The sequence below is a fragment of the Streptomyces sparsogenes genome (genome assembly GCF_001704635.1).
GTDB lineage: Bacteria > Actinomycetota > Actinomycetes > Streptomycetales > Streptomycetaceae > Streptomyces > Streptomyces sparsogenes.
On the sequence record NZ_MAXF01000107.1, the window covers coordinates 81630 to 105725 of the forward strand.

General features: G+C 72.5%; 18 protein-coding genes. 14 read left to right on the forward strand and 4 right to left on the reverse strand.

Annotated elements, in window-relative coordinates:
* Window positions 1-30 precede the first annotated feature (30 nt).
* The 3 genes from BBH68_RS22855 (at window position 31) to hflX (ending at window position 5549) form a co-directional block, all read left to right on the forward strand.
* Window positions 31-2244: a RelA/SpoT family protein gene (locus tag BBH68_RS22855; RefSeq protein ID WP_065965341.1), complete on the forward strand. Its 2214-nt coding sequence runs from the start codon at window positions 31-33 to the stop codon at window positions 2242-2244.
* A 93-nt stretch (window positions 2245-2337) separates the two neighbouring features.
* The gene (locus BBH68_RS22860; RefSeq protein ID WP_065965342.1) at window positions 2338-3930 is read left to right on the forward strand and encodes a M1 family metallopeptidase; all 1593 of its coding nucleotides are present in this window, start codon (window positions 2338-2340) and stop codon (window positions 3928-3930) included.
* Window positions 3931-4046: 116 nt separating this feature from the next.
* Window positions 4047-5549 carry a GTPase HflX gene (hflX, locus tag BBH68_RS22865; protein ID WP_065965343.1) on the forward strand — a complete coding sequence of 501 codons (1503 nt, stop codon included), beginning with the start codon at window positions 4047-4049 and terminating at the stop codon, window positions 5547-5549.
* A gap of 68 nt (window positions 5550-5617) precedes the next feature.
* Here the strand turns inward: hflX and BBH68_RS22870 are convergent, their stop codons facing one another.
* Entirely contained in the window at window positions 5618-6844 is a 1227-nt protein-coding gene (locus tag BBH68_RS22870; protein WP_170066588.1) for a trypsin-like serine peptidase, read from the reverse strand.
* A 236-nt stretch (window positions 6845-7080) separates the two neighbouring features.
* Between BBH68_RS22870 and BBH68_RS22875 the strand changes: the two genes are divergently transcribed.
* The 3 genes from BBH68_RS22875 (at window position 7081) to BBH68_RS22885 (ending at window position 12174) form a co-directional block, all read left to right on the forward strand.
* A complete protein-coding gene (locus BBH68_RS22875; protein ID WP_245738230.1) occupies window positions 7081-9312 on the forward strand; it encodes an IucA/IucC family protein in 2232 nt (743 codons plus the stop codon).
* A 41-nt stretch (window positions 9313-9353) separates the two neighbouring features.
* Window positions 9354-10052 (forward strand): GNAT family N-acetyltransferase, encoded by a 699-nt coding sequence (locus BBH68_RS22880; protein WP_065965345.1) that lies wholly within the window; start codon window positions 9354-9356, stop codon window positions 10050-10052.
* Window positions 10053-10164: 112 nt separating this feature from the next.
* On the forward strand, window positions 10165-12174 hold the full coding sequence (locus BBH68_RS22885) for an ATP-dependent DNA helicase (protein WP_065965346.1): 2010 nt from the start codon (window positions 10165-10167) through the stop codon (window positions 12172-12174).
* A gap of 95 nt (window positions 12175-12269) precedes the next feature.
* Here BBH68_RS22885 and lexA read toward each other — a convergent pair whose 3' ends face one another.
* Window positions 12270-13073 (reverse strand): transcriptional repressor LexA, encoded by an 804-nt coding sequence (lexA, locus tag BBH68_RS22890; RefSeq protein ID WP_065965347.1) that lies wholly within the window; start codon window positions 13071-13073, stop codon window positions 12270-12272.
* 431 nt (window positions 13074-13504) lie between these two features.
* On the opposite strand from lexA, the gene nrdR reads away from it, so the two are divergent.
* The 3 genes from nrdR to BBH68_RS22905 all read left to right on the forward strand — a co-directional run bounded on the left by nrdR (window position 13505) and on the right by BBH68_RS22905 (window position 17819).
* Window positions 13505-14026: a transcriptional regulator NrdR gene (gene nrdR, locus BBH68_RS22895; RefSeq protein ID WP_065965348.1), complete on the forward strand. Its 522-nt coding sequence runs from the start codon at window positions 13505-13507 to the stop codon at window positions 14024-14026.
* A gap of 110 nt (window positions 14027-14136) precedes the next feature.
* Window positions 14137-17004: a vitamin B12-dependent ribonucleotide reductase gene (locus BBH68_RS22900; protein ID WP_065965349.1), complete on the forward strand. Its 2868-nt coding sequence runs from the start codon at window positions 14137-14139 to the stop codon at window positions 17002-17004.
* 209 nt (window positions 17005-17213) lie between these two features.
* On the forward strand, window positions 17214-17819 hold the full coding sequence (locus tag BBH68_RS22905) for a YdbC family protein (protein WP_065965350.1): 606 nt from the start codon (window positions 17214-17216) through the stop codon (window positions 17817-17819).
* A gap of 46 nt (window positions 17820-17865) precedes the next feature.
* Here BBH68_RS22905 and BBH68_RS22910 read toward each other — a convergent pair whose 3' ends face one another.
* Complete coding sequence (locus BBH68_RS22910) at window positions 17866-18489, reverse strand: TetR/AcrR family transcriptional regulator (RefSeq protein WP_245738232.1); 624 nt, start codon at window positions 18487-18489, stop codon at window positions 17866-17868.
* A 101-nt stretch (window positions 18490-18590) separates the two neighbouring features.
* Between BBH68_RS22910 and abc-f the strand changes: the two genes are divergently transcribed.
* The 5 genes from abc-f to BBH68_RS22935 all read left to right on the forward strand — a co-directional run bounded on the left by abc-f (window position 18591) and on the right by BBH68_RS22935 (window position 23370).
* Window positions 18591-20201 (forward strand): ribosomal protection-like ABC-F family protein, encoded by a 1611-nt coding sequence (abc-f, locus tag BBH68_RS22915; RefSeq protein ID WP_065965352.1) that lies wholly within the window; start codon window positions 18591-18593, stop codon window positions 20199-20201.
* A 9-nt stretch (window positions 20202-20210) separates the two neighbouring features.
* The gene (locus BBH68_RS22920; protein WP_065965353.1) at window positions 20211-20885 is read left to right on the forward strand and encodes a histidine phosphatase family protein; all 675 of its coding nucleotides are present in this window, start codon (window positions 20211-20213) and stop codon (window positions 20883-20885) included.
* A complete protein-coding gene (locus BBH68_RS22925) occupies window positions 20882-21772 on the forward strand; it encodes an ADP-ribosylglycohydrolase family protein (protein ID WP_065965354.1) in 891 nt (296 codons plus the stop codon). The genes BBH68_RS22920 and BBH68_RS22925 overlap by 4 nt, the downstream gene beginning before the upstream one ends.
* Before the next feature lie 182 nt (window positions 21773-21954).
* Window positions 21955-22656, forward strand: a complete 702-nt coding sequence (locus tag BBH68_RS22930; RefSeq protein WP_065965366.1) for a ribonuclease HII — start codon at window positions 21955-21957, stop codon at window positions 22654-22656.
* A gap of 60 nt (window positions 22657-22716) precedes the next feature.
* Window positions 22717-23370: a hypothetical protein gene (locus BBH68_RS22935; protein WP_076970699.1), complete on the forward strand. Its 654-nt coding sequence runs from the start codon at window positions 22717-22719 to the stop codon at window positions 23368-23370.
* A 12-nt stretch (window positions 23371-23382) separates the two neighbouring features.
* Here the strand turns inward: BBH68_RS22935 and BBH68_RS22940 are convergent, their stop codons facing one another.
* On the reverse strand, window positions 23383-24006 hold the full coding sequence (locus BBH68_RS22940; RefSeq protein WP_065965356.1) for a hypothetical protein: 624 nt from the start codon (window positions 24004-24006) through the stop codon (window positions 23383-23385).
* Window positions 24007-24096: the final 90 nt, after the last annotated feature.

Genomic DNA, 24096 nt, shown 5'->3' on the forward strand with positions numbered 1-24096 from the left:
GGTTGACGCTCGACGCCGCCGGAGGTGCCCATGAGCGCAGAGGCCACCGACCACGCCGCGCTTGGCCGCAGGCGCGGCCTCCCGCGCATCGACCTGCGCAATCTCCGCAGGTTCAGCAGGGCCGCCCTGTTGGGGCCGGCCTCCCGCGGCCGCCTGCCGGACGCGATCGAGCACGTGGCCAAGGTGCACCGGGCCCACCATCCCGGAGCCGATCTCGACGTGCTGCGCAAGGCGTATGTGCTCGCCGAGTCCTCCCACCGCGGCCAGATGCGCAAGAGCGGCGAGCCGTACATCACCCATCCGCTCGCCGTCACCCTCATTCTCGCGGAACTGGGCGCCGAGACCACGACATTGACCGCCTCGCTCCTCCACGACACGGTCGAGGACACCGAGGTGACCCTGGATCAGGTCGGCGAGCAGTTCGGCGAGGAGGTCCGCTATCTCGTCGACGGCGTCACCAAGTTGGAGAAGGTCGACTACGGCGCGGCGGCCGAGCCCGAGACCTTCCGCAAGATGCTGGTCGCGACGGGCAACGACGTCCGGGTGATGTCCATCAAGCTCGCCGACCGCCTGCACAACATGCGCACCCTGGGCGTGATGCGCCCCGAGAAACAGGCCCGCATCGCGAAGGTCACCCGCGATGTGCTGATCCCGCTCGCCGAGCGGCTGGGCGTGCAGGCCCTCAAGACCGAGCTCGAGGACCTGGTCTTCGCCATCCTCCACCCCGCGGAGTACGCCCGCACCCGCGAGCTCCTGCTGGACCACGCGCGCCGCCCGGACCCGCTCGCCCGCGCCGCCGAGGACGTACGCGCCGTGCTGCACGAGGCGGGCATCGCCGCCGAAGTCCTCGTCCGGCCCCGGCACTTCGTGTCCGTCTACCGGGTGGGCGTCAAGCGCGGCGAGCTGACCGGCTCCGACCTCGGCCGGCTGCTCGTCCTCGTCTCGGAGGACGCCGACTGCTACGCGGTCCTCGGCGAGCTGCACACCTGCTTCACCCCGGTCATCTCGGAGTTCAAGGACTTCATCGCGGTCCCCAAGTTCAACCTTTACCAGTCGCTGCACACGGCGGTGGCCGGGCGCGACGGCGAGGTCGCCGAGGTCCTCATCCGCACCCACCAGATGCACCGGGTGGCGGAGGCCGGAGTGATCGCCCTCGGCAATCCGTACGCGACCACCACCGCGCCGCACGCGCCGCTGGAGGCCGCCGCCGACGCCCCCGACGGCGAGCGCGCCGACCCCACCCGCCCCGGCTGGCTGTCGCGGCTGCTGGCCTGGCAGAGCGCGGCCCCCGACCCCGACACCTTCTGGTCCTCGCTGCGCGCCGAGCTCGCCCAGGACCGGGAGATCACCGTCTTCCGGGCCGACGGCGGCACACTGGGCCTGCCCGCGGGCGCGAGCTGTGTGGACGCCGCGTACGCCCAGTACGGGGAGGGGGCCCACGACTGCATCGGGGCCCGGGTCAACGGCCGCATCGCGACGCTGAGCACCGTGCTGCGCGACGGCGACATGCTCCAGCTGCTCATGGCCCGCGACAGCCGGGACGCCTCCTCCTCCGGCCCCTCGCCCGAGTGGCTCGACCATGCCCGCACCCCGGCCGCGCGCATCGCCATCAGCCGCTGGCTGGCGGCCCACCCGGAGCGGCAGCAGCCCCCGTCGGCCGCCACAGCCCCGGCCGCCGAACCGGATCCCGCCCAGGCCGGGGGCACCGGATCCGGTGCCCCCGGCCTGGGCGGCGCCACCGGCGCGGCCGCGGTCCGGCAGGCCGCGGCGCCCGCCATCGCCGCGGACCTGCCCGGCGCGGCCGTGCGGCTGGCCGGGTGTTGCACCCCCGTGCCCCCGGACGCGGTCATCGGCTTCGCGGTGCGCGGCGGGGCCGTCATCACGGTGCACCGCGAGCGGTGCCCCGCCGTGTCCCGGATGACGGCGGCCGGGCGCGCCACGGTCGGGGTGCGCTGGCTGGACGGGGAGGAGGGCGACGCGGGCGACTACCGCGTGACCCTGGTGGCCGAGGCCTTCAGCAGGCCGCATCTGCTGGCCGACCTCACCGAGGCCATCGCCGCCGAGGGCGTGGCCGTCGTCTCGGCCGCCGTCGAGCCGCCCCACGAGCAGCGCGTCCGCCACACCTACACGCTCCAACTGCCCGACCCGGGCCGGCTGCCGGCCCTGATGCGCGCCATGCGCGATGTGCCCGGCGTCTACGACGTGACGCGTGCGGGCCGTGAGATGGCGGCGGCGCGGTCCTGACCCCGGCCCGGCCCCGACGCGCGGTTGCCCCGTACGAGTGGACTTGGGCCGTGCCGCCGTCCGCTTGCGACCGGGCGTTGATAGCCGTAGGGCATGCTGCCTTCCCCGAGGGGCCGCCCCTCGTCAGCCCGGCGCGCCCGACGCCGCAGGACCGCCGCCGCGGCCGCCGCGATGACCGCCGCCCTCGTCGCGTTCTGTCCGTCCTCCGCCGCGGGGCCGGTGACCGCGGCCGACCCGCCGCCCCCGGTCCCCCGGGGCATCGGCGACCGGCTCTTCCCGTACCTCGGCAACCCGGGCTACGACGTCACGGCGTACGACATCGCCCTGCGCTACCACGGCAACGACCGGCCGCTGGACGCCGTCACCACCCTCAGGGCCCGGGCCACCGCCCCGCTGAGCACCTTCAACCTCGACTTCGCGCACGGCACCGTGCGCTCGCTGCGGGTCGACGGCAGGCCCGCCCGGTTCGCCCGCGCGGGGGAGGACCTCGTCGTCACCCCGGCCCGCCCCGTACGGGACGGCGCTCCCTTCGTCGTCACCGTCGCGCACACCAGTGACCCGAGCGGCAGCGGCGGCGGCTGGGTTCGCACCCGCGACGGGCTGGCGATGGCCAACCAGGCCGACGCCGCCCACCGCGTCTTCCCCTGCAACGACCACCCCTCCGACAAGGCGCGATTCACCTTCCGCGTCACCGCCCCCGCGAACCTCACCGTGGTCGCGGGCGGCACCCCCCTGGGGCGCACCCGCGAGGGCGGCGGCATCACCTGGCGATACCGGCTGGCCCACCCCATGGCCACCGAACTGGCGCAGATCTCCATCGGCCGTTCGGCCGTACTGCACCGCACCGGCCCCGGCGGGCTGCCGGTGCGCGACGTGGTGCCGGCGGCGGACCGTGAGCGCCTGGCCACGTGGCTCCGGCGCACACCGGGCCAGTTGGAGTGGATGGAGAAGAAGGTCGGCCCCTACCCCTTCGAGACGTACGGGGTGCTGATCGCCAGGGCCAGGACCGGCTTCGAGCTGGAGACCCAGACGCTCTCCCTCTTCGAGAGCGGCCTGTTCACCACCTCGGGGATGCCCTCGTGGTATATCGAGTCGATCATGGTGCACGAGCTGGCGCACCAGTGGTTCGGCGACAGCGTCAGCCCGCGCCGCTGGACCGACCTGTGGCTCAACGAGGGCCACGCCACCTGGTACGAGGCGCTGTACGGGGACGAGCGCGGGAAGATGCCGCTCGAGAGGCGGATGCGCCTCGCCTACCAGCAGTCCGACGCCTGGCGCGCCGCCGGCGGCCCGCCCGCCGCCCCCGCGCCCGCCGACCCGGACCAGCAGATCGGCATCTTCCGCCCGATCATGTACGACGGCAGCGCCCTGGTGCTGTACGCGCTGCGGCAGCGGATCGGGCCCGCCGCGTTCGAGCGGCTGGAGCGCCGATGGGTGCGGCGGTACCACGACGGCGTGGCCTCGACCGCCGACTTCGTCCGGCTGGCGTCCCAGGTGGCGGGCCGCGATCTGAACGGCTTCCTGCGGCCATGGCTGTACGGGAGGACGACGCCGAGGATGCCGGGGCACCCCGGCTGGAAGCCCGAGGCCGCCCCCTCCGGGCAGGGCGTGACGGAAGCCGGCGGAAAGGCCGGTGGAGGGGCCGACGGAAAAGCCGACGGAAAGGCGGACGGGAAACCCGGGTGACGGCCCGGCCGCCGCGTGCGACCATCGTCAGGTCGGCGCCGCGGCCGGTGGCCGGGAATGCTCCGGGCCCGCCGCGCGTTGTCGAAGTGACGGAACCCAACGACGTAAGGATCGATTTGACCCACTCCTCTTCCCTTCCGCAGGACCGGCAGCGCTTCGCCGAGAGCCTTCGGGCCGACGCCCTGATGGAAGAGGACGTCGCCTGGAGTCACGAGATCGACGGGGAGCGTGACGGCGACCAGTACGACCGCTCCGAGCGTGCCGCGCTGCGGCGCGTCGTGGGCCTGTCCACCGAGCTCGAGGACGTCACCGAGGTCGAGTACCGGCAGCTGCGCCTGGAGCGCGTGGTGCTGGTCGGCGTCTGGACGTCCGGCACGGTGCAGGACGCGGAGAACTCCCTGGCGGAGCTGGCCGCGCTCGCGGAGACCGCCGGCGCCCTCGTGCTCGACGGGGTCATCCAGCGGCGCGACAAGCCGGACCCGGCCACGTACATCGGCTCCGGCAAGGCCCAGGAGCTGCGCGACATCGTGATCGAGACCGGTGCGGACACCGTCGTGTGCGACGGTGAGCTGAGCCCCGGCCAGCTGATCCACCTGGAGGACGTCGTCAAGGTCAAGGTGGTGGACCGCACCGCCCTGATCCTCGACATCTTCGCCCAGCACGCCAAGTCCCGAGAGGGCAAGGCGCAGGTCTCCCTGGCCCAGATGCAGTACATGCTGCCGCGGCTGCGCGGCTGGGGTCAGTCGCTCTCCCGGCAGATGGGTGGCGGTGGCTCCGGCGCGGCGGGCGGCGGGATGGCCACCCGCGGACCCGGTGAGACCAAGATCGAGACCGACCGGCGCCGCATCCGCGAGAAGATGGCGAAGATGCGCCGGGAGATCGCGGAAATGAAGACCGGCCGCGACATCAAGCGGCAGGAGCGCAAGCGCCACAAGGTGCCCTCGGTCGCCATCGCCGGATACACCAACGCGGGCAAGTCCTCGCTGCTCAACCGACTGACCGGCGCGGGCGTGCTGGTGGAGAACGCGCTGTTCGCCACCCTTGACCCGACCGTGCGCCGGGCCGAGACGCCCAGCGGGCGGCTGTACACCCTCGCGGACACCGTCGGCTTTGTGCGGCATCTGCCGCACCACCTGGTCGAGGCGTTCCGCTCCACCATGGAGGAGGTCGGCGACGCCGATCTGATCCTCCACGTGGTGGACGGCTCCCACCCGAACCCGGAGGAGCAGCTGGCCGCCGTTCGTGAGGTGATCCGGGATGTCGGCGCGGTCGCCGTGCCGGAGATCGTCGTGATCAACAAGGCGGACATGGCGGACCCGCTGGTGCTGCAGCGGCTGCTGCGCGTCGAGCAGCGCGCCATCGCGGTGTCGGCCCGCACCGGGCAGGGCATCGATGAGCTGCTCGGGCTGATCGACGCCGAGCTGCCGCGGCCGCAGGTCGAGATCGAGGCGCTGCTCCCGTATACGCAGGGCAAGCTCGTCGCGCGCGCCCACGCCGACGGCGAGGTGATCTCCGAGGAGCACACCCCGGAGGGCACCCTGCTCAAGGCGCGGGTCCACGAGGAGCTGGCCGCCGAGCTGCGGCAGTTCGTACCGGCTGCCGCCCCGGCGCAGAGCTAGCGACCAATCCCTTCCACGACGAAGGCCCGCCCCCGGGAGACCGGGGGCGGGCCTTCGTCATCCGCGCCCTACTGGTTGGCGAACTTCTTGCTGACCGCGTTGTACACGGCCTTGGCCTCGGGGCCGAGGTGCGGACCCGCCAGCCAGGTGGCGTTGGACGGGCCGATCGAGGTGTTCGACACCAGCGCCGGCTTCCCGTCGGAGCCGGTCGCGACCCAGCCGCCGCCGGACGAGCCCGCGGTCATGGTGCAGCCGATGCGGTACATGGTCGGCTGCTTGGCGTCCAGCGAGAGCCTGCCCGGCTTGTCCGTGCACTGGTTCATCTTCTGGCCGTCGAACGGCGGGGCGGCCGGGTAGCCCGTGGCCGTGATCTCGCTGATGGACTTCATCGCCGGGGCGTTGAAGTTGACCGGCAGCGCGCCGCCGACCGTCTCCTCGAGCGACTTGCCGCCGGCGGTCTCCGGCTTCACGTGCAGCACCGCGAAGTCGTACGGGGCGCCCTTGCCGCCGATGGCCGCGCCGTTGTCTATCCACTGCGAGGAGGTCTGTGCCCAGTCGGCCCACCAGACACCCTTCGGCGCCAGCTGCTCCTTGGTGGCGTTCTCCAGCTCGGCGGCCGACTTGCCGGCGTCGTTGTACGACGGGACGAACATCAGGTTCTTGTACCAGCCGCCGCCCTTGCCCGCGTGGACGCAGTGGCCCGCGGTCCACACCAGGTTGGACTTGCCCGGGTGCGCAGGGTCCTGCACGACGGTGGCGGAACAGACCATCGAGCCCTCGGGGCCGTCGAAGAAGACCTTGCCCGCCTCCGGCACGCTGGTGCTGTAGGGGCTCGCGACCTCCTTGGCCTTGACCGGCTGGGGGTCGGGGTCGGTGACGCCCTGGTCGCCCGAGATGTCGTTGTCGTCGACCGGGGTGTCGGGCTCCTGAGCCTCCTTCATCCGGTCCGGCTTCCAGAGGTCCTTGATGATCGGGTTGATGAAGTCGCCGGCCTCACGCAGCCAGTCGTCCTTGTCCCACTTGTTCCAGGCGCCGTTCTTCCACTTGTCCAGGTCGATCCCGAGCTCCTTCAACTTGTCGTTGAGGTTGTCGGGAAGGGTGACGTCGGACGCGTTCTGCGACGAGGAGGCGCTCGGCTCGGACCCTGCGTTGTCGTCCGAGGGGCCGCACGCCGTGGCGGTCAGCGCCAGCACCGAGGCAATGGCCGCGGCGGCCAGCACGGGGGAGCCGCTGCGGGCACGCAGCGCCCTCCACCTGGAGCTTGGCCGGGAGGCAGGCTGGCGATTGGGTGACATGGGCGGAACTCCCCCTGACGTTCTGGGCTGCTCTGAGTACTGCTGTGAAATTGTCATGCACCGCCCCGCCGACGGGACGGCCCCCACTATGCCGGTGCCGGCTACGACGGCCGAAGCCGGGTCCATGGTTCCCGGCGGTGTGGATCTTCCGCTTGCCCGTGATCCCGCGCCCCGCCCGTCGTTGGTACGTGCGGGGGACAGGCGAAAGGCGTTCAGCAGCAGGAGGACCGACAGCCGTGCCCGCACCTGACATGCCGCACTCTCCCGGGGAACCCCACCCGCAACTCCCGTCGGCCCCGGGGCCCGCCGCCGTGCCGACCCGGACCGACGAGCCGGCGGCCGTCCCGCGGCAGGGCCGCCGCGTCGACGACACCCCCGGCGGCCGGACCCCGGCGGACCGCCCGGACCCGCTGGCCGACGCCCCCCGCGCCATGCCGCCCGACGGCCTCGACGCCCCCCTGCACCACCCCGGCCCGCTGGTTCGCCCCGCCCCCTTGCACCACCCCACCCCGCTGGCCCATCACGACCCCCTCCACCACCCCAAGCCGCTGGTGCACCCCGGCCCTCAGGCCCATGCCGCTCCCCTGGTCCACGCCGACCCTGTGGTCCGTGCCGATCCTGTGGTCCATGCCGCCCCTGTGGTCCGCGCCGACCCTGTGGTCCGGGCCGATCCGCTGGGCCACCTCGACCCGTGGGACCATCCGGACCCCTGGACCGCCGCGGACGCCTGCGCCACCGAGAACCTGCTGCGCTGCTGGGTGCGCGAGAGCGGCGCCGTGTCCCACGCCCCCGGCCACGGCACGCTGCGCATCCCGCTCCCGGCCGCCGGCACCGCCCTGTCCGTGCCCGTGCGTCACTGGTCCGCCACCGGATGGCACCGCTTCGGCCGACCCGTGCTCGACGGCGGTCCCCAGGACGCACCCGCCCTCGACGCGGTCACCCTCGCCGCCCTCCTCGGCCGGGAGGTGGCGCACGGCGCCGAGTGGCCCGGCGCCCCGGCGCGGATCACCGAACTCGTCGGCCGGGTCGCGGACTCCGTACGACGCACCGCCCAATTCCTGTCCCGTCGGCGAGCGGCACCGGCCGACCCCGTGACGGACACCCCCTTTCTGGTCGCCGAACAGTCCCTTCTCCTCGGACATCCCCTCCATCCCACGCCCAAGAGCCGCGAGGGGCTCTCCGACGCCGAATCGCCCGTCTTCTCACCGGAGTCGCGCGGCTCCTTCCCTCTCCACTGGATCGCCGTCGACACATCCGTCCTGGCCTGCGACTCGGCCTGGACCGAGCGCGGCCGGACCGTGCCCGCCGAGCGGCTGGCCCTCTCGATCGCGGGCCCGGGCCCCGAACGGCCGCCCGGTACCGTGCCCTTGCCGCTGCACCCCTGGCAGGCCCGGGAGATCCGGTACCGCCCGGACGTCGCCGCGCTCTTCGACGCCGGGCTGCTGCACGACCTGGGGCCGGCCGGCGAGCCCTGGCACCCCACCTCCTCTCTCCGCACCGTCTACCGGACCGGCGCCCCCGTGATGCTCAAGCTGTCGCTCGCCGTGCGGATCACCAACTCCCGCCGTGAGAACCTCCGCAAGGAGCTGCGGCGCGGCGTCGAGATGCACCGGCTGCTGCGCAGCGGCCTGTCCGGGCAGTGGCGCGCGGCCTGCCCGGGGCGCCCCGGCTTCGACGTCGTCCGCGACCCCGCCTGGCTCGCGGTCGACAAGCCCGACGGGACCCCGCTGAGCGGACTCGACGTCGTCATCCGGCACAACCCGTTCGGCCCGGGTGACGAGGCCGTGTGCCTGGCCGGCCTCACCTCCCCGCGCCCCTGGGCGGACCGGAGGACGATGTGCTCACGGCTCGCCCGGATCATCGCCCGGATCGCCGCCCGCACCGGCCGTCGCCCGGCAACCGTCGGCGTGGAGTGGTTCCTCCGCTATCTCCACACCGTCGTCCGGCCCGTGCTCTGGCTGGACGGCGAGGCCGGTATCGCCCTGGAGGCCCATCAGCAGAACACCCTGGTGCTGCTCGACCCCGACGGCTGGCCGGCCGGCGGCCGCTACCGTGACAACCAGGGCTACTACTTCCGCGAGTCCCGGCGGGCGGACCTCGAGCGGCGGCTGCCCGGTCTCGGCGCCCAGAGCGACACGTTCGTCCTCGACGAGGTGGCCGACGAACGCTTGGCCTACTACCTCGGGGTCAACAACATCCTCGGTCTGATCGGCGCGTTCGGCTCCGAGCGGCTCGCCGACGAGCGCCTTCTGCTGGCCGCGCTCCGCCGTTTCCTCGCCGAGGCCGCGTCCGGCCCCGCGAAGACGCGCTCCACACTGCCCTCCCGACTTCTTGAGACGCCCACCCTGCGCTGCAAGGCCAACTTGCTCACGCGGCTGCGCGGTCTGGACGAACTCGTGGGCCCGGTGGACACCCAGTCCGTCTACGTCACCATCGCCAACCCCCTTTCCCGGCCTGTGACGGCATGACATCCACGACGCACCGATAACGACGAGAGGAGAGCGTCGCCATGCCGCCCACCGACTCCGGCACCAGCTCCGGCGCCGAGGACGACACCCTGGACATGCGGCCCTCCGAGGAACCCCCCGCGCGCCTCGCCGAGGAGCACCTCGCCGGGCCCAAGGCGCCGGGTCGGCCGGACCTGCTCGACCAGGTCGCCCAGTGGGGGCCCGCCGGCACCGTGGTGGGCGCCTTCCAACTCGTGCCCGTCCACCTCGAGCGCGATGTCGAGCTCATCACCCGATGGATGAACGACCCGGCCGTGTCCGCCTTCTGGGAACTGTCCGGCCCGGACGAGACCACCGCCCGTCACCTGCGCGCCCAGCTCGACGGCGACGGCCGCAGCGTGCCCTGTCTGGGCGTTCTGGACGGGGTGCCGATGAGCTACTGGGAGGTCTACCGCGCCGACCTCGACCCCCTCGCCCGGTACTACCCGGCCCGCCCGCACGACACCGGTCTCCACCTGCTCATCGGCCGGGTGCGCGACCGGGGCCGCGGTATCGGCACGGCCCTGCTGCGCGCCGTCGCCGATCTGGTCCTCGACCGGCGCCCGTCCTGCGGTCGGGTGATCGCCGAGCCGGATCTGCGGAACACCCCCTGCGTGGCCGCCTTCCTCGGCGCCGGCTTCCGTCTCTCCGCCGAGGTGCGGCTGCCCGACAAACACGCGGCCCTCATGATCCGGGATCGCACCCTGCGCCACCTCCTGTGATCGGTCGGCGCCTGTTCGCGCCTCTCTCTTCCATACACCGCCCGCCCCGTTCAGGTTCCCGCGCCAGGAGTACGCCCGTGATGTCAGTGCCGCCGCGTAGGCTGACAGTCCTATGACTGCATCGTCCCCGCCTCCACTCGCCGACCTGCTGCACGCCGCCGTCACTGCCGTCGGCGGCACCGAGCGCCCCGGCCAGATCGCCATGGCCGAAGCCGTAGCCGAGGCGATCGACGACAATTCCCATCTGCTGGTCCAGGCCGGCACCGGCACCGGAAAGTCCCTCGGCTATCTGGTGCCCGCCCTCGCACACGGCGAGCGTGTCGTGGTCGCGACGGCCACCCTCGCCCTGCAGCGTCAGCTCGTCGAGCGGGACCTGCCGCGCACCGTCGACGCCCTGCACCCGCTGCTGCGCCGCCGACCCGAGTTCGCCATGCTCAAGGGCCGCTCCAACTACCTGTGCCTGCACCGGCTCCACGAGGGCGTGCCGCAGGAGGACGCGGACGGGGAAGCCGGGCTGTTCGACCCGTTCGAGGCCGCCGAGCCCACCAGCAAGCTGGGCAAGGACCTGCTGCGGATGCGCGACTGGGCCGACGAGACCGAGACGGGCGACCGCGACGATCTGACCCCCGGCGTCTCCGACCGGGCCTGGGCGCAGGTCTCCGTCTCCTCCCGGGAATGTCTCGGCGCGTCCAAGTGCGCGTACGGCGCCGAATGCTTCGCGGAGGCCGCCCGGGAGCGGGCCAAGCTGGCCGAGGTCGTCGTCACCAACCACGCCCTGCTGGCCATCGACGCCATCGAGGGCGCGCCCGTCCTGCCGAGCCATGAGGTGCTGATCGTCGACGAGGCCCATGAGCTCGTCTCCCGGGTCACCGGGGTCGCCAGCGGCGAGCTCACCCCGGGCCAGGTCAACCGCGCCGTGCGGCGCGCCGCCAAGCTGGTCAACGAGAAGGCGGCGGACGCCCTGCAGACCGCCGCCGAGACCTTCGAGCGGCTCATGGAGCTGGCGCTGCCCGGCCGCCTCGAGGAGATCCCGGAAGATCTCGGCTATGCCCTGATGGCGCTCCGCGACGCCGCTCGTACGGTCATCTCGGCGCTGGGCGCCACCCGTGACGCCTCGGTCCAGGACGAGGACGCGGTGCGCAGGCAGGCCCTGGCCTCCGTGGAGAACATCCACCAGGTGGCCGAGCGCATCGTCGACGGGTCCGAGTACGACGTCGTCTGGTACGAGCGACACGACCGTTTCGGCGCCTCGCTGCGTGTCGCGCCGCTGTCGGTGTCCGGGCTGCTGCGCGAGAAGCTCTTCGAGGACCGCTCCGTCGTTCTGACCTCCGCCACCCTCAAGCTCGGCGGCGATTTCAACGGGGTGGCGGCGTCGCTCGGGCTCTCGCCCGAGGGCGTCCGGGACTCCGAGGAGGAGGGCGCAGCGCCCCCCTGGAAGGGGCTCGACGTCGGCTCGCCCTTCGACTACTCCAAGCAGGGGATTCTCTACGTCGCCAAGCACCTCGCCCAGCCTGGCCGCGAGGGCAGCCGCTCGGACATGCTCGACGAGCTCGCCGAGCTGGTGGAGGCCGCGGGTGGCCGGACGCTCGGCCTCTTCTCCTCGATGCGGGCCGCCCAGGCGGCCGCGGAGGAGCTGCGCGGCCGCCTTGACATGCCCATCCTGCTTCAGGGTGAGGAGACCCTCGGGGAGCTGATCCGTACGTTCGCGGCCGACGCCCGCACGTGTCTGTTCGGCACGCTCTCGCTCTGGCAGGGCGTCGATGTGCCCGGTCCGAGCTGCCAGCTGGTGGTGATGGACCGGGTGCCGTTCCCGCGCCCCGACGACCCGCTGATGAGCGCCCGCCAGAAGGCCGTGGAGCAGGCCGGCGGCAATGGCTTCATGGCGGTCGCGGCGACGCATGCCGCCCTGCTGATGGCGCAGGGGGCGGGTCGGCTGGTGCGCGCCTCCGGGGACCGCGGCGTCGTCGCCGTGCTCGACCCGCGGGTCGAGCGGGCTCGCTACGGCTCCTTCCTGCGCAAGTCCATGCCGGACTTCTGGTACACGACCGACCGCAATCAGGTGCGGCGCTCGCTGGCCGCCATCGACGCCGCCGCCAAGGCGGCCGAGGCGGCCAAGGCCTAGCCGAGCGCGGACACAGCAGGGCCCCGGAACCGGCGCAGTGGTCCCGGGGCCCGGTCGGCTGGGCGCGGAGGTCGGCGCGCCTGGACCCGCCCTGCTCAGATCCGGCGCAGCACCGCGACCACCTTGCCCAGGATGGTCGCCTCGTCGCCGGGGATCGGCTGGTACGCGGCGTTGTGCGGGAGCAGCCATACGTGGCCGTCCTCGCGCTTGAAGCGCTTGACCGTCGCCTCTCCGTCGAGCATCGCCGCCACGATGTCACCGTTCTCCGCGACGGGCTGGCGGCGCACCGTCACCCAGTCGCCGTCGCAGATGGCAGCCTCGATCATGGAGTCGCCGACCACCTTGAGGACGAACAGCTCACCGTCGCCGACGAGCTGGCGCGGGAGCGGGAAGACGTCCTCGACCGACTCCTCGGCGAGGATGGGGCCACCGGCCGCGATCCGGCCGACGAGGGGAACGTACGAGGCGGCGGGCTTGCCGGTGGTGTCCGGCGGCTGGGTGCTGGGCTGGTCGGAGCCGCGCACCTCGTACGCCCGGGGCCGGTGCGGGTCGCGCCGCAGGAACCCCTTGCGCTCCAGCGCCATGAGCTGATGGGCGACGGAGGAGGTGCTGGAGAGGCCCACCGCCTGACCGATCTCACGCATGGACGGCGGGTAGCCGCGCCGCTGCACGGAGTCGCGGATGACCTCGATGACACGCCGCTGCCGATCGGTCAGCCCGGAGCTGTCCGCCCGGATCCCTGGAGGTCGGCCGGGTAGGGAGCGCGTGGGCTTCTGCCCCTCCGGGTTCGTGGCTGCGTCATTCATCGGGTGGCCCTGGTTCATCGCGTGCGTGTGTTCGAGTCGGCTCTGGGAGCGCTCCTGGGCGGTGATGGTGGCGCTCTCTGTGGTGGTTGTCACGACGGCCCCTCTCGAGATGTTCTCCCTAGTAGGGCAACGGTAGTTGCTTTCGAAAGGTTGCGCCAAACACACGTTCGAGTGAAATTTCGCAGATGAGCTGACGTGATCACAAGGTTCGGTGTATAGGGCGGTTGGTTCGGTGGCCTGTGGCGCGGGGCCCAGTGTGTCACCCTCACCCCCGTGGCACGGCGACCGGTCGGCTTCGCGTAGTCTCGTGCCTGCTCGCGGATCGGGACACGCCGTCACTGCGGTTGGATGCCAGACACCACATCTAGTGGTTTGATGGATCTCAGCCACCCACAGGTTGTGGTCCCCGGTTATTCAGAGCCGAGCGCTTCGCCTATGCTTGTGGCCGCTTCGAGAAGCCCGCGAGGGCCGGTCGAGGCATGTCAGCCATGCGCCGTTCTTGAGGGTGAGGAGGGTTCGGAGTCATGCACTGCCCCTTCTGCAGGCACCCCGACAGCCGAGTCGTCGACAGCCGGACCACCGACGACGGTTGTTCGATTCGAAGGCGCCGCCAGTGCCCCGACTGCTCGCGCCGCTTCACGACCGTGGAGACCGCGTCACTGATGGTGATCAAGCGGAGCGGGGTCACCGAGCCCTTCAGCCGCGACAAGGTCATCTCCGGGGTGCGCAAGGCGTGCCAGGGCCGCCCGGTCACCGAGGACGCCCTGGCCAAGCTCGGCCAGCAGGTGGAGGAGGCCGTACGGGCCACCGGCAGCGCGGAGCTGTCCACCCACGACGTGGGGCTGGCCATACTCGGCCCGCTCCAGGAGCTCGACCTCGTCGCGTACCTCCGCTTCGCCTCCGTCTACCGCGCCTTCGACTCCCTCGAGGACTTCGAGACCGCGGTCACGGAGCTGCGCAACCAGCAACGGCCTCCCGCGAACGACCGCGGGCCCGGCGCCGACGGGGACGCGGAGGTCCCCGCGCGCGCCACCGCCGCCGACTGACGCGGCGGCCAAGGCCTGCCGGGGCGCGATGCCCCGGATGAACGACACACCACCGTGCCACGGGAAGAAAAGGGCACATCAGGGCGTTTTCGCCCGTACAGGGAGGCGGAATGACAGAGACGACGAGCGGCCCCGCACGAGGCTCCCGCTCCAAGGGAAGCAAGGCGGCCAAGGGACTGCGTATCGAGCGCATCCACAGCACCCCCGGCGTGCACCCGTACGATGAGGTCGTCTGGGAGCGCCGTGACGTCGTCATGACCAACTGGCGCGACGGTTCGGTCAACTTCGAACAGCGTGGCGTCGAGTTCCCCGACTTCTGGTCGGTGAACGCGGTCAACATCGTCACCAGCAAGTACTTCCGTGGCGCGGTGGGCTCCCCGGACCGGGAGTCCAGCCTGAAGCAGCTCATCGACCGGGTGGTGCGCACCTACCGCCAGGCCGGCGAGGACAACGGCTACTTCGCCTCTCCGGCGGACGCCGAGATCTTCGACCACGAGCTCACCTACGCCCTGCTGCACCAGGTCTTCAGCTTCAACTCCCCGGTGTGGTTCAACGTCGGCACCAAGCAGCCGCAGCAGGTCAGCGCCTGCTTCATCCTCTCCGTCGACGACTCCATGGAGTCGATCCTCGACTGGTACAAGGAAGAGGGGATGATCTTCAAGGGCGGCTCCGGGGCCGGCCTGAACCTCTCCCGCATCCGCTCCTCCAAGGAGCTGCTCTCCTCGGGCGGCAACGCCTCCGGTCCGGTCTCCTTCATGCGTGGCGCCGACGCCTCCGCCGGAACGATCAAGTCGGGCGGCGCGACCCGCCGGGCCGCCAAGATGGTCGTCCTCGACGTCGACCACCCGGATGTCGAGGCCTTCATCGAGACCAAGGTGAAGGAGGAGGAGAAGATCCGCGCCCTGCGCGACGCGGGCTTCGACATGGACCTGGGCGGCGATGACATCACGTCCGTCCAGTACCAGAACGCCAACAACTCGGTCCGGGTGAACGACACGTTCATGAAGGCCGTGGAGTCCGGCTCGAAGTTCGGGCTGCGCGCCCGTATGAGCGGCGAGATCCTCGAAGAGGTCGACGCCAAGTCACTCTTCCGCAAGATGGCCGAGGCGGCCTGGGCCTGCGCCGACCCGGGCATCCAGTACGACGACACGATCAACCACTGGCACACCTCGCCGGAGACGGGCCGGATCACCGCCTCCAATCCCTGCAGCGAGTACATGCACCTGGACAACTCCTCGTGCAACCTGGCCTCGCTCAACCTGATGAAGTTCCTCGACGACGACGGCGCGGGCCACCAGCGCTTCGACGCCGAGCGCTTCGCCAAGGTCGTCGAGCTCGTCATCACCGCGATGGACATCTCCATCTGCTTCGCGGACTTCCCGACCGAGAAGATCGGCGAGACCACCCGCGCCTTCCGCCAGCTGGGCATCGGCTACGCCAACCTCGGCGCGCTCCTGATGGCCACCGGCCACGCCTACGACAGCGACGGCGGCCGGGCCCTGGCCGGGGCGATCACCTCGCTGATGACCGGCACCTCCTACAAGCGCTCCGCCGAGCTGGCGGCGGTCGTCGGCCCGTACGAGGGCTACGCCCGCAACGCCGACGCCCACAAGCGCGTCATGAGGCAACACTCGGACGCCAACGCCGTCGCCAAGCGCATGGACGACCTGGACACCCCGGTGTGGGCCGCGGCCACCGAGGCCTGGCAGGACGTGATCCGCCTCGGTGAGAAGAACGGCTTCCGCAACGCCCAGGCGTCGGTGCTCGCGCCGACCGGCACCATCGGCCTGATGATGGACTGCGACACCACCGGCATCGAGCCCGACCTCGCGCTGGTCAAGTTCAAGAAGCTCGTCGGCGGCGGCTCGATGCAGATCGTGAACAACACGGTCCCGAAGGCGCTGAAGCGGCTCGGCTACCAGCCGGAGCAGGTCGAGGCGATCGTCGCCCACATCGCCGAGCACGGCAACGTGATCGACGCGCCGGGCCTGAAGCCCGAGCACTACGAGGTGTTCGACTGCGCGATGGGCGAGCGCTCCATCTCGCCGATGGGCCATGTGCGGATGATGGCCGCGGCCCAGCCCTTCCTGTCGGGCGCGATCTCCAAGACGGTCAACATGCCGGAGTCGGCCACCGTCGAGGAGATCGAGGAGATCTACTTCGAGGGCTGGAAGCTGGGCCTGAAGGCACTGGCGATCTACCGGGACAACTGCAAGGTCGGGCAGCCGCTCTCCGCCAAGAAGAAGGAGGAGAAGCCCGTCGAGCAGGCCGGGCCCGAGGCCGAGAAGGTCGTCGAGTACCGCCCGGTCCGCAAGCGCCTCCCCAAGGGGCGCCCCGGCATCACGACCTCCTTCACGGTGGGCGGCGCCGAGGGCTACATGACGGCGAACTCCTACCCGGACGACGGTCTGGGCGAGGTCTTCCTGAAGATGTCCAAGCAGGGTTCGACCCTCGCGGGCATGATGGACGCCTTCTCGATCGCCGTCTCGGTCGGTCTGCAGTACGGCGTGCCGCTGGAGACCTACGTCTCGAAGTTCACCAACATGCGCTTCGAGCCGGCCGGTATGACGGACGACCCGGACGTGCGGATGGCGCAGTCGATCGTCGACTACATCTTCCGCCGGCTGGCGCTGGACTTCCTGCCCTTCGAGACCCGCTCGGCGCTCGGCATCCACTCCGCCGAGGAGCGCCAGCGCCACCTGGAGACCGGTTCGTACGAGCCGGCTGAGGACGAGGTGGACGTCGAGGGCCTGGCACAGTCGGCCCCGCGCCACGTGGAGGCCCCGCAGGCCGCCACGTCCAAGCCGCGCGCCGTCGCCCCGGCGCCGAAGCAGGCCCACAGCTCCACGGAGCTCGCCGAGATCCAGTTCGGGCTGAACGCCGACGCGCCGCTGTGCTTCTCCTGCGGGACGAAGATGCGCCGGGCGGGCAGCTGCTACCTGTGCGAGGGCTGCGGTTCGACCAGCGGTTGCAGCTGATCACCGCCCCTCGCGGGTGAGCCCCTGAGGCGGGGTCCGGGCTTCGGCCCGGGCCCCGCCTCCGCCGTTCCCCCTGCGCTGTACCCGAGCGGGTGCGCGGGGCGTACGGCCGCGCCGGGGCTCGAACGTGCTGCCGCGGGGCGACCCCTGCGCGGCCGGACTCCTTCGGCCCGTGATGCGGGCCACCTTCGGGGCCGTACGATAGCGCGGTGCTGGTCAAGTGGATTCGCTGCACCGTGGTGGACCGCCGCGGTTTCGAGCGGGGGCAGCGGAAGTGGGCGGGGTTGCCCGGCGAACCGGGATTCCGGGGGCAGGGCGGTGGCTGGAGCCGGGGGCGGCCGAATGTGGCGCACGTCTTCGCGTTCTGGGAGAGCAGGGCGTTCTACGACTCCTTCATGGCACGCTCGCACGACCGCCTGGCGGCCGCGCAGTCCGGCACGTACAGAGACATGCAGGTGCGGCTGTTCGAGCACCGCTTCGATGTGAAGGTGGGGTTCCAGCCGCGGTTCACCGACGCGGACGTGGTGCGGGTGGCTCACTGCCGGGTGCACGCGGAGCGGGTGGAGCACTTCACGCTCATGCAGGAGAAGGTGTGGAATCCGGCGATGGCCGGGTCGCCGGGGATGCTGCGCGGGGTGTTCGGGGAGGCGCCCGGCAATGAGTTCCTCGTGCTGTCGTTGTGGGATTCGGCCGCCGAGCACGGCAAGTACCGGGTGGAGCGGGTGGAACGGCTCGCGCTGCGTGCGCAAATTGAAGCGGACGTGGCGGCGATCGCGGGGGACGTGGTGGGGGTCGAGCCCTCCTGGACGGTGTGAGGCGCGACCGGCGCCTGTCGTCGGCGGCCGGGGCCGTGTGGCGCGCTCAGGGGGCGGGGGAGTAGGCGCCCGCCCGAACCGCGGCGGCGACCGCGGCGGCGCACTGGTCGGCCAGCGCCGTGTCGATGGGCTCTCGGGTGATGAAGACCCGGAAGAACAGCGGGGCCGAGACGGCGCGCACGACCGCCGCGGCGTCGGTGTCCGCCGGGGCCTCGCCGCGGTCGACGGCCCGCGCGACCACGGCCGCGCAGCGGGAGAACCGTTCGGCGTAGAAGTCGTGGAGGGCCGCCGCGGCGCGCTCGGACTGGAACGCGGCGGCGATGAAGGCGGAGGGCGCGGCGGCCGACGAGGCGTCGGCGAAGGTGTCGGTGACCTCGCGGGCGAGGGCCCGCAGGTCGCTGTCGAGGCCCCCGGTGTCCGGCGGCGTCCAGGTGTCCTCGCCGGCCAGGTCCAGCGCGTCGGCGAGCAGCTCCTCGACGCTGCCCCACCTGCGGTACAGGGTCGTCTTGTGGACTCCGGAGCGCTCGGCGACGTATTCGACGGTCAGCCCGGGATAGCCGTGCTCGGCGAGTCCGGTGAGCACGGCGTCGCGGACGGCGGCACGGGTGCGGGCGGTGCGCCCGCCGGGGCGGACGGTGCCGGGGGCGTGGGCGGCGGACTCCGAAGGCAATTGCAACTCCAGTTGTGTTAGTGGGTTTGCTGTGCCATGGTTAGGGTAATGCAACTGTAGTTGTGTTTGCGTAGGGTGTCCGCCTGTTCGGAGGTTCGCTTTTGCCCACTCAGATCTCGCTGCGCGGTGTGACCCTCTCCCGCGGGGAGCGCCTGCTGCTCGACGGGGCGTCGTTCTCCGTACGGCCCGGTGAGCGGGTCGGCATCGTGGGGGAGAACGGAGCGGGCAAGTCCACACTGTTGCGATTGCTCTCCGGGGCCGAACAACCCGATGACGGCACGGTCGTCACGGTGGCCGACGGCGGGATCGGCCACCTCGCCCAGACGCCGGAGCTGCCCCCGGACCGCACGGTCCGTGACGCGGTGGACGCGGCCCTGGCCGAGCTGCGCGCCATGGAGCGCGGGCTGCGCGAGCTGGAGGAGCGCCTCGACTCGGCCGGACCCGACACCCTCTCCGCCTACGGCGACCTGCTCACCGCCTTCGAGGCTCGTGGCGGCTACGAGGCGGACGCCAGGGTGGACAAGGCCCTGCACGCCCTGGGGCTGGCCCACATCGCCCGGGACCGGCGCCTGGGCAGCCTCTCGGGCGGCGAGCAGGCCCGGCTGGGGCTGGCCTGCCTGATCGCCGCCGCTCCAGAGGTGATGCTGCTCGACGAGCCGACCAACCACCTCGACGACGGGGCGCTCACCTGGCTCGAGGACGCCCTGCGGGCACACCCCGGCACGGTCGTCGCGGTCTCCCACGACCGTGTCTTCCTGGAGCGGGTGGCCACCACGATCGTCGAGGTGGACGCGGACCGGCGCGCCCTGGTGCGCTACGGAGGCGGGTACGCCGGGTTCCTGGCCGAGCAGGCCGCCGCCCGGCGCCGCTGGGAGCAGGCCTACGAGGAATGGCGGGCGCAGACGGCCGAGCTGGCCGAGGCGGCCACGACCGTCGCCCGGCGCGTGGCCCCCGGCCGGGCCATGAAGGACGGCAACAAGATGGCGTACGACCGGGACAAGGGGCGGGTGCAGTCCTCGGTCTCCAGCCGGGTGCGCAACGCGCAGGAGCGCCTGCGCAGGCTCCTGGCGGACCCGGTGCCGCGTCCCCCCGAGCCCCTGCGGTTCGCGGCCCGCCCGGAGACGGGCACGGCGGACGGGGTCCTCATCGGCCTCGACCGGGTGCGGGTGGGTGACCGGCTGGCGGTGGACGGGCTCACCGTCGCCGCGGGCGAGCGCCTGCTGGTCCACGGGGCCAACGGGGCGGGGAAGTCCACCCTGCTGAAGGTCATGGCCGGGGTCCTGGCGCCGGAGACGGGCACCGTGGTGCGCCGGGGCCGCATCGGCTACCTCGCTCAGGAGATACCCGTCACCCGCCCCGGGGAGCGGCTGACGGAGGCGTTCGGGCGCGGGATACCGGGCGGTCCCGAGGACCACGCGGCGCTGCTGTTGTCCTTCGGGCTCTTCCGCGAGCGCGACCTGGCGGTGCCGGTGGGGGCGCTCTCGGCCGGCCAGCAGCGACGCCTCGCGCTGGCCCGGCTGCTGGCCCGCCCGGCGGACCTGCTGCTGCTCGACGAGCCGACCAACCACCTCGCCCTCGGCCTCGTGGAGGAGTTGGAGCAGGCCCTGGCGGCGTGGACGGGGGCCCTGGTGGTGGTCTCGCACGACCGGCTGCTGCGCCGCCGGTTCACCGGCCGCCTGTGCGAGATACGCGCGGGCAGGCCCGTGGCCTAGGGTGGCCGCATGGCACGACCCCGGCGCATCGTTCTCGTACGGCATGGCGAATCGGAGGGGAACGTCGATGACTCGGTGTACGAGCGGGTGCCCGACCACGCTCTGGGACTGACGGAGGCAGGGCGGCGGCAGGCCGCGGAGGCGGGAAAGCGGCTGCGCGAGACCTTCGCCGACGAGCGGGTCTCGGTCTACGTGTCGCCGTACCGGCGCACCCACCAGACCTTGGAACTGCTCGGCCTCGACCCGGCGCGCACCCGCGTCAGGGAGGAGCCGAGGCTGCGCGAGCAGGACTGGGGAAACTGGCAGGACCGGGAGGACGTCCGCAAGCAGAAGGCCTACCGGGACGCCTACGGCCACTTCTTCTACCGCTTCGCCCAGGGCGAGTCGGGTGCCGACGTCTACGACCGGGTGGACGCCTTCCTGGAGAGCCTGTGGCGCAGCTTCGAGGACCCCGCCCACCCGCCGAACGTGCTGCTGGTGACCCACGGGCTGACCATGCGGCTGTTCTGCATGCGGTGGCTGCACTGGACCGTCGCGGAGTTCGAGTCGCTGTCCAACCCGGGCAACGGTGAGACGCGGGCCCTGCTGCTCGGCTCCGACGGGCGCTACCATCTCGACCGGCCCTTCGAGCGCTGGTGCGTCCCCGAGCCGTACGGCCTCACCAGTTGGAGTGTGAGGCGATGACCGGCGACCGATTCCAGCGGGCCCTGCGGAGCCTGCGCGGCCTGGCCGTGGGCGACGCCCTCGGCTCCCAGTTCTTCGTGCCCGCCAACTATCCGCTGCTGGGACGGCGCGAGCTGCCGCCGGGCGCCTGGCAGTGGACCGATGACACCGAGATGGCCGGCTCCGTGCTGGCCGTCCTGGTCGCCCACGGCCGCATCGACCAGGACGCGCTCGCCCGGTCCTTCGCCGAGCACCATGACTTCGACCGGGGCTACGGGCCCGCGGTGAACCGGATGCTGAGGCTGATCAGAGAGGGCGGCGACTGGCGGGAGCTGGCCGCGGGTCTCTTCCAGGGGCAGGGCTCATGGGGCAACGGCGCGGCCATGCGGATCGCGCCACTGGGCGCCTGGTACGCGGGCGACCCGGAGCAGGCCTCCCACCAGGCGGAAATCTCCGCGTACACCACCCACCAGCACCGGGAGGCCGTGGCGGGAGCGATGGCGGTGGCCGCGGTGGCGGCGCTGGCCGCCGACCCGGCGGGCGCCGGTGGGCCCGAGGCCCTGCTGGACCAGGTGATCTCGCTCGTCCCGCGCAGCGCCGTCCAGGCGGGGCTGCGCCGCGCCCGCGACATGCTCGACTACGCGGACGCGGGGACCGTCGCCGCGGTGCTCGGCTGCGGCCGCCGCACCAGCGCGCACGACACCGTGCCCTTCGCCCTGTGGGCGGCGGCCCGGCACCTCGGCGCCTTCGAGGAGGCGTTCTGGACGACCGCTCAGGTGGGCGGGGACGTGGACACCAACTGCGCCATCGTCGGGGGCGTGATCGCGGCCGGGGCGGGCGGCGCGCCGCCGGGCGAGTGGCAGGACCGCACCGAGCCGCTCCCCGGCTGGGTCCCGTCCTCGGGATGACCGGCCCCGACACCGGCTGACACCCCGTGCCACCTCGATCTTCGCCCCGGCGAGCGACCCGTCGGCCGAACCGCCCGACGGCGGTGTCGCGTTGAGCGGGCCGGCCCGCGAAGCCGGTCGCGGGCCGCCAGGCGGAACCCGGTGCACGAGTGGTGCCCGGGCGGCGTAATCTGGTCCTCGCCATGGCCTACGAACCGCCCACTCATCGCGTCGAGCGCTCGCTCCGCGCCACCACAGGAGCCAAGATCGTCGTCGGGATCGACGAGGTCGGGCGTGGGGCCTGGGCCGGCCCGGTGACGGTCTGCGCGGCGGTCACCGGACTGCGGCGGCCGCCGGCCGGGCTCACCGACTCCAAGCTGCTGAGCCCGAAGAAGCGCACGGCCCTCGCCGGTGAGTTGGAGACGTGGGTCACCTCGTACGCCCTGGGCCACGCCTCTTCGGAGGAGATCGACGCCCTGGGGATGACGGCAGCCCTCCGGCTCGCCGCCACTCGCGCGCTCGACGGGCTGCCTGTGCGCCCCGACGCGGTGATACTCGACGGGAAGCACGACTACCTGGGCGAGCCCTGGAAGGTACGCACCGTCATCAAGGGCGACCAGTCCTGCGTGGCCGTCGCCGCGGCCTCGGTGATCGCCAAGGTCCGGCGGGACGCGCTGATGGCCGAACTGGGAGCCGCCCACGCGGACTTCCGCTTCGGCGACAACGCCGGGTACCCGTCACCCGTGCACCGCGCCGCCCTGACGGAGCTCGGCCCCACCCCCTACCACCGGCTGTCCTGGTCCTATCTGGACGGTCTGCCCCGCTGGCGGCACCTCAAGCGGGTCCGCAGCGTCCCTGAACCAGCCGACGCGGAGGATTACGCCCAACTCGGCTTCGACTTCTGAACGGACTTTTCCACCCACCCGCCGATGCGACTCGCACCGACGTTTGATAGACATCACCCCATGCCTCTCATCCCCGAGGAGCCTCAGATTCACGAGAGTGTCCCGGGTCCTCGCGCGACACCGGCCGCAGGCCGCACCGCGCCGACCCCTCGTCCTGTCCCTGGTCCCGGCCCCCGGCCCGCCCCTCGGCGGCCCGGCAGCCCCGGGCCCAACCGCGGCTCCGCCGCGACCCCCTTGACCCCGGCGCAGCGCACCGCGGGTGACGCGGCGAAGCCCGGCCCGCCCGCCGCGCCCAAGCCCGCGCCGCCAGCCGCCTCCGCGCCGGCCGGTCCGCAGATCCAGCTGATCCCCGCCTCGCCGGAGGGGGCCCTGGACGCGGCGGACGAGGCCGTCGACCTGCTGCTGGACTCCGGCCGCGCGCCCGGCGAGATCCTGGTGCTGACCACCGGGGAGCAGCATCCGTGGGCGGCCCACGAGCTCTCCTTCGGCGCGGCGTCGTACTGGGAGCAGCAGGACGCCGGTGACGACGTCTTCTACGCCGCCGCCACGGCCCGCCGCGTCACGTCCCGCCCGGTCGTGGTGGTGGCGGTCAACGGGGGAGCCGACGACGCCGTCGCCCGCGCGCTGCCCGAGGCCACCCGCCGCGCCGGAACGCTGCTGATCGTCTGCGGGGACCCCCAGCGCGTCAACGCCCACATCACCGCGGGCGTCTGACCGCGGGGCCGCTCACACGGCCGCGGAGCGGCGCAGCGCCTCGCGCGCCTCGCCGCGGGGGTGCGGCACGGCCGCCGTGACGCCGTCACCGGTGGCGGTGCCGACGCCGAGGCGGCTGCGGAGGGAGGCGGAGTGCGGCCGGCGGCCGCCCCGCCCCTCGCCGAGCACCTGCCAGCCCGCGCGGGTCAGCGTGATGTAGGCACCACAGCGCAGGCCGTGCAGGGTGCAGGCGTCGCGCAGGCCCCACATCCAGGCGCCGTCCTCCTCCGTCCACTGGCTCTCGCCCTCTCGGCAGTAGAGCAGCACGGCGGTGCGGACGGGCGTGCGGCGCCGCAGGTCGTGCGGGATGACCCGGCGCAGCTGGGCCAACAGCGCGTTCCGGAATTCCCAGCCGTCGGCGGCCGAGGAGCCGCGCCGGGTGAAGGAGGCACTGGCCGCCAGCCGCTCCTCCGGGTCGAGGACCGCGACGACGGCCGTCGACGGTGTCGGCAGATGGCGGCTGTGCAGGCCGGTGACGACCTCACGCGGATTGCGCAGCAGCGGGATACCGGCGGCGGCCCACTCGGCCGGTTCGAGCAGCCTGCTCAGGCGGGAAACGGGGTCGGTGGCCGGCGGCGGAGCGAAGCCGAAGGTCATGGTCCTCCCTTCGTCTGCGCGCCCACGGTCCGTGCGAAGGGTCGGGCACGGGCGCACGCCACGACCTGGCTCCGGCGCACCACGGGCGGC

Excerpts from the sequence above, each read along its gene's own strand:
- BBH68_RS22855 (WP_065965341.1), top strand. The coding sequence starts at position 31 with ATGAGCGCAGAGGCCACCGACCACGCCGCGCTTGGCCGCAGGCGCGGC.
- BBH68_RS22860 (WP_065965342.1), top strand. The coding sequence starts at position 2,338 with ATGCTGCCTTCCCCGAGGGGCCGCCCCTCGTCAGCCCGGCGCGCCCGA.
- BBH68_RS22870 (WP_170066588.1), bottom strand. The coding sequence starts at position 6,844 with ATGTCACCCAATCGCCAGCCTGCCTCCCGGCCAAGCTCCAGGTGGAGG.
- BBH68_RS22880 (WP_065965345.1), top strand. The coding sequence starts at position 9,354 with ATGCCGCCCACCGACTCCGGCACCAGCTCCGGCGCCGAGGACGACACC.
- BBH68_RS22885 (WP_065965346.1), top strand. The coding sequence starts at position 10,165 with ATGACTGCATCGTCCCCGCCTCCACTCGCCGACCTGCTGCACGCCGCC.
- nrdR (WP_065965348.1), top strand. The coding sequence starts at position 13,505 with ATGCACTGCCCCTTCTGCAGGCACCCCGACAGCCGAGTCGTCGACAGC.
- BBH68_RS22900 (WP_065965349.1), top strand. The coding sequence starts at position 14,137 with ATGACAGAGACGACGAGCGGCCCCGCACGAGGCTCCCGCTCCAAGGGA.
- BBH68_RS22920 (WP_065965353.1), top strand. The coding sequence starts at position 20,211 with ATGGCACGACCCCGGCGCATCGTTCTCGTACGGCATGGCGAATCGGAG.
- BBH68_RS22925 (WP_065965354.1), top strand. The coding sequence starts at position 20,882 with ATGACCGGCGACCGATTCCAGCGGGCCCTGCGGAGCCTGCGCGGCCTG.
- BBH68_RS22930 (WP_065965366.1), top strand. The coding sequence starts at position 21,955 with ATGGCCTACGAACCGCCCACTCATCGCGTCGAGCGCTCGCTCCGCGCC.
- BBH68_RS22935 (WP_076970699.1), top strand. The coding sequence starts at position 22,717 with ATGCCTCTCATCCCCGAGGAGCCTCAGATTCACGAGAGTGTCCCGGGT.
- BBH68_RS22940 (WP_065965356.1), bottom strand. The coding sequence starts at position 24,006 with ATGACCTTCGGCTTCGCTCCGCCGCCGGCCACCGACCCCGTTTCCCGC.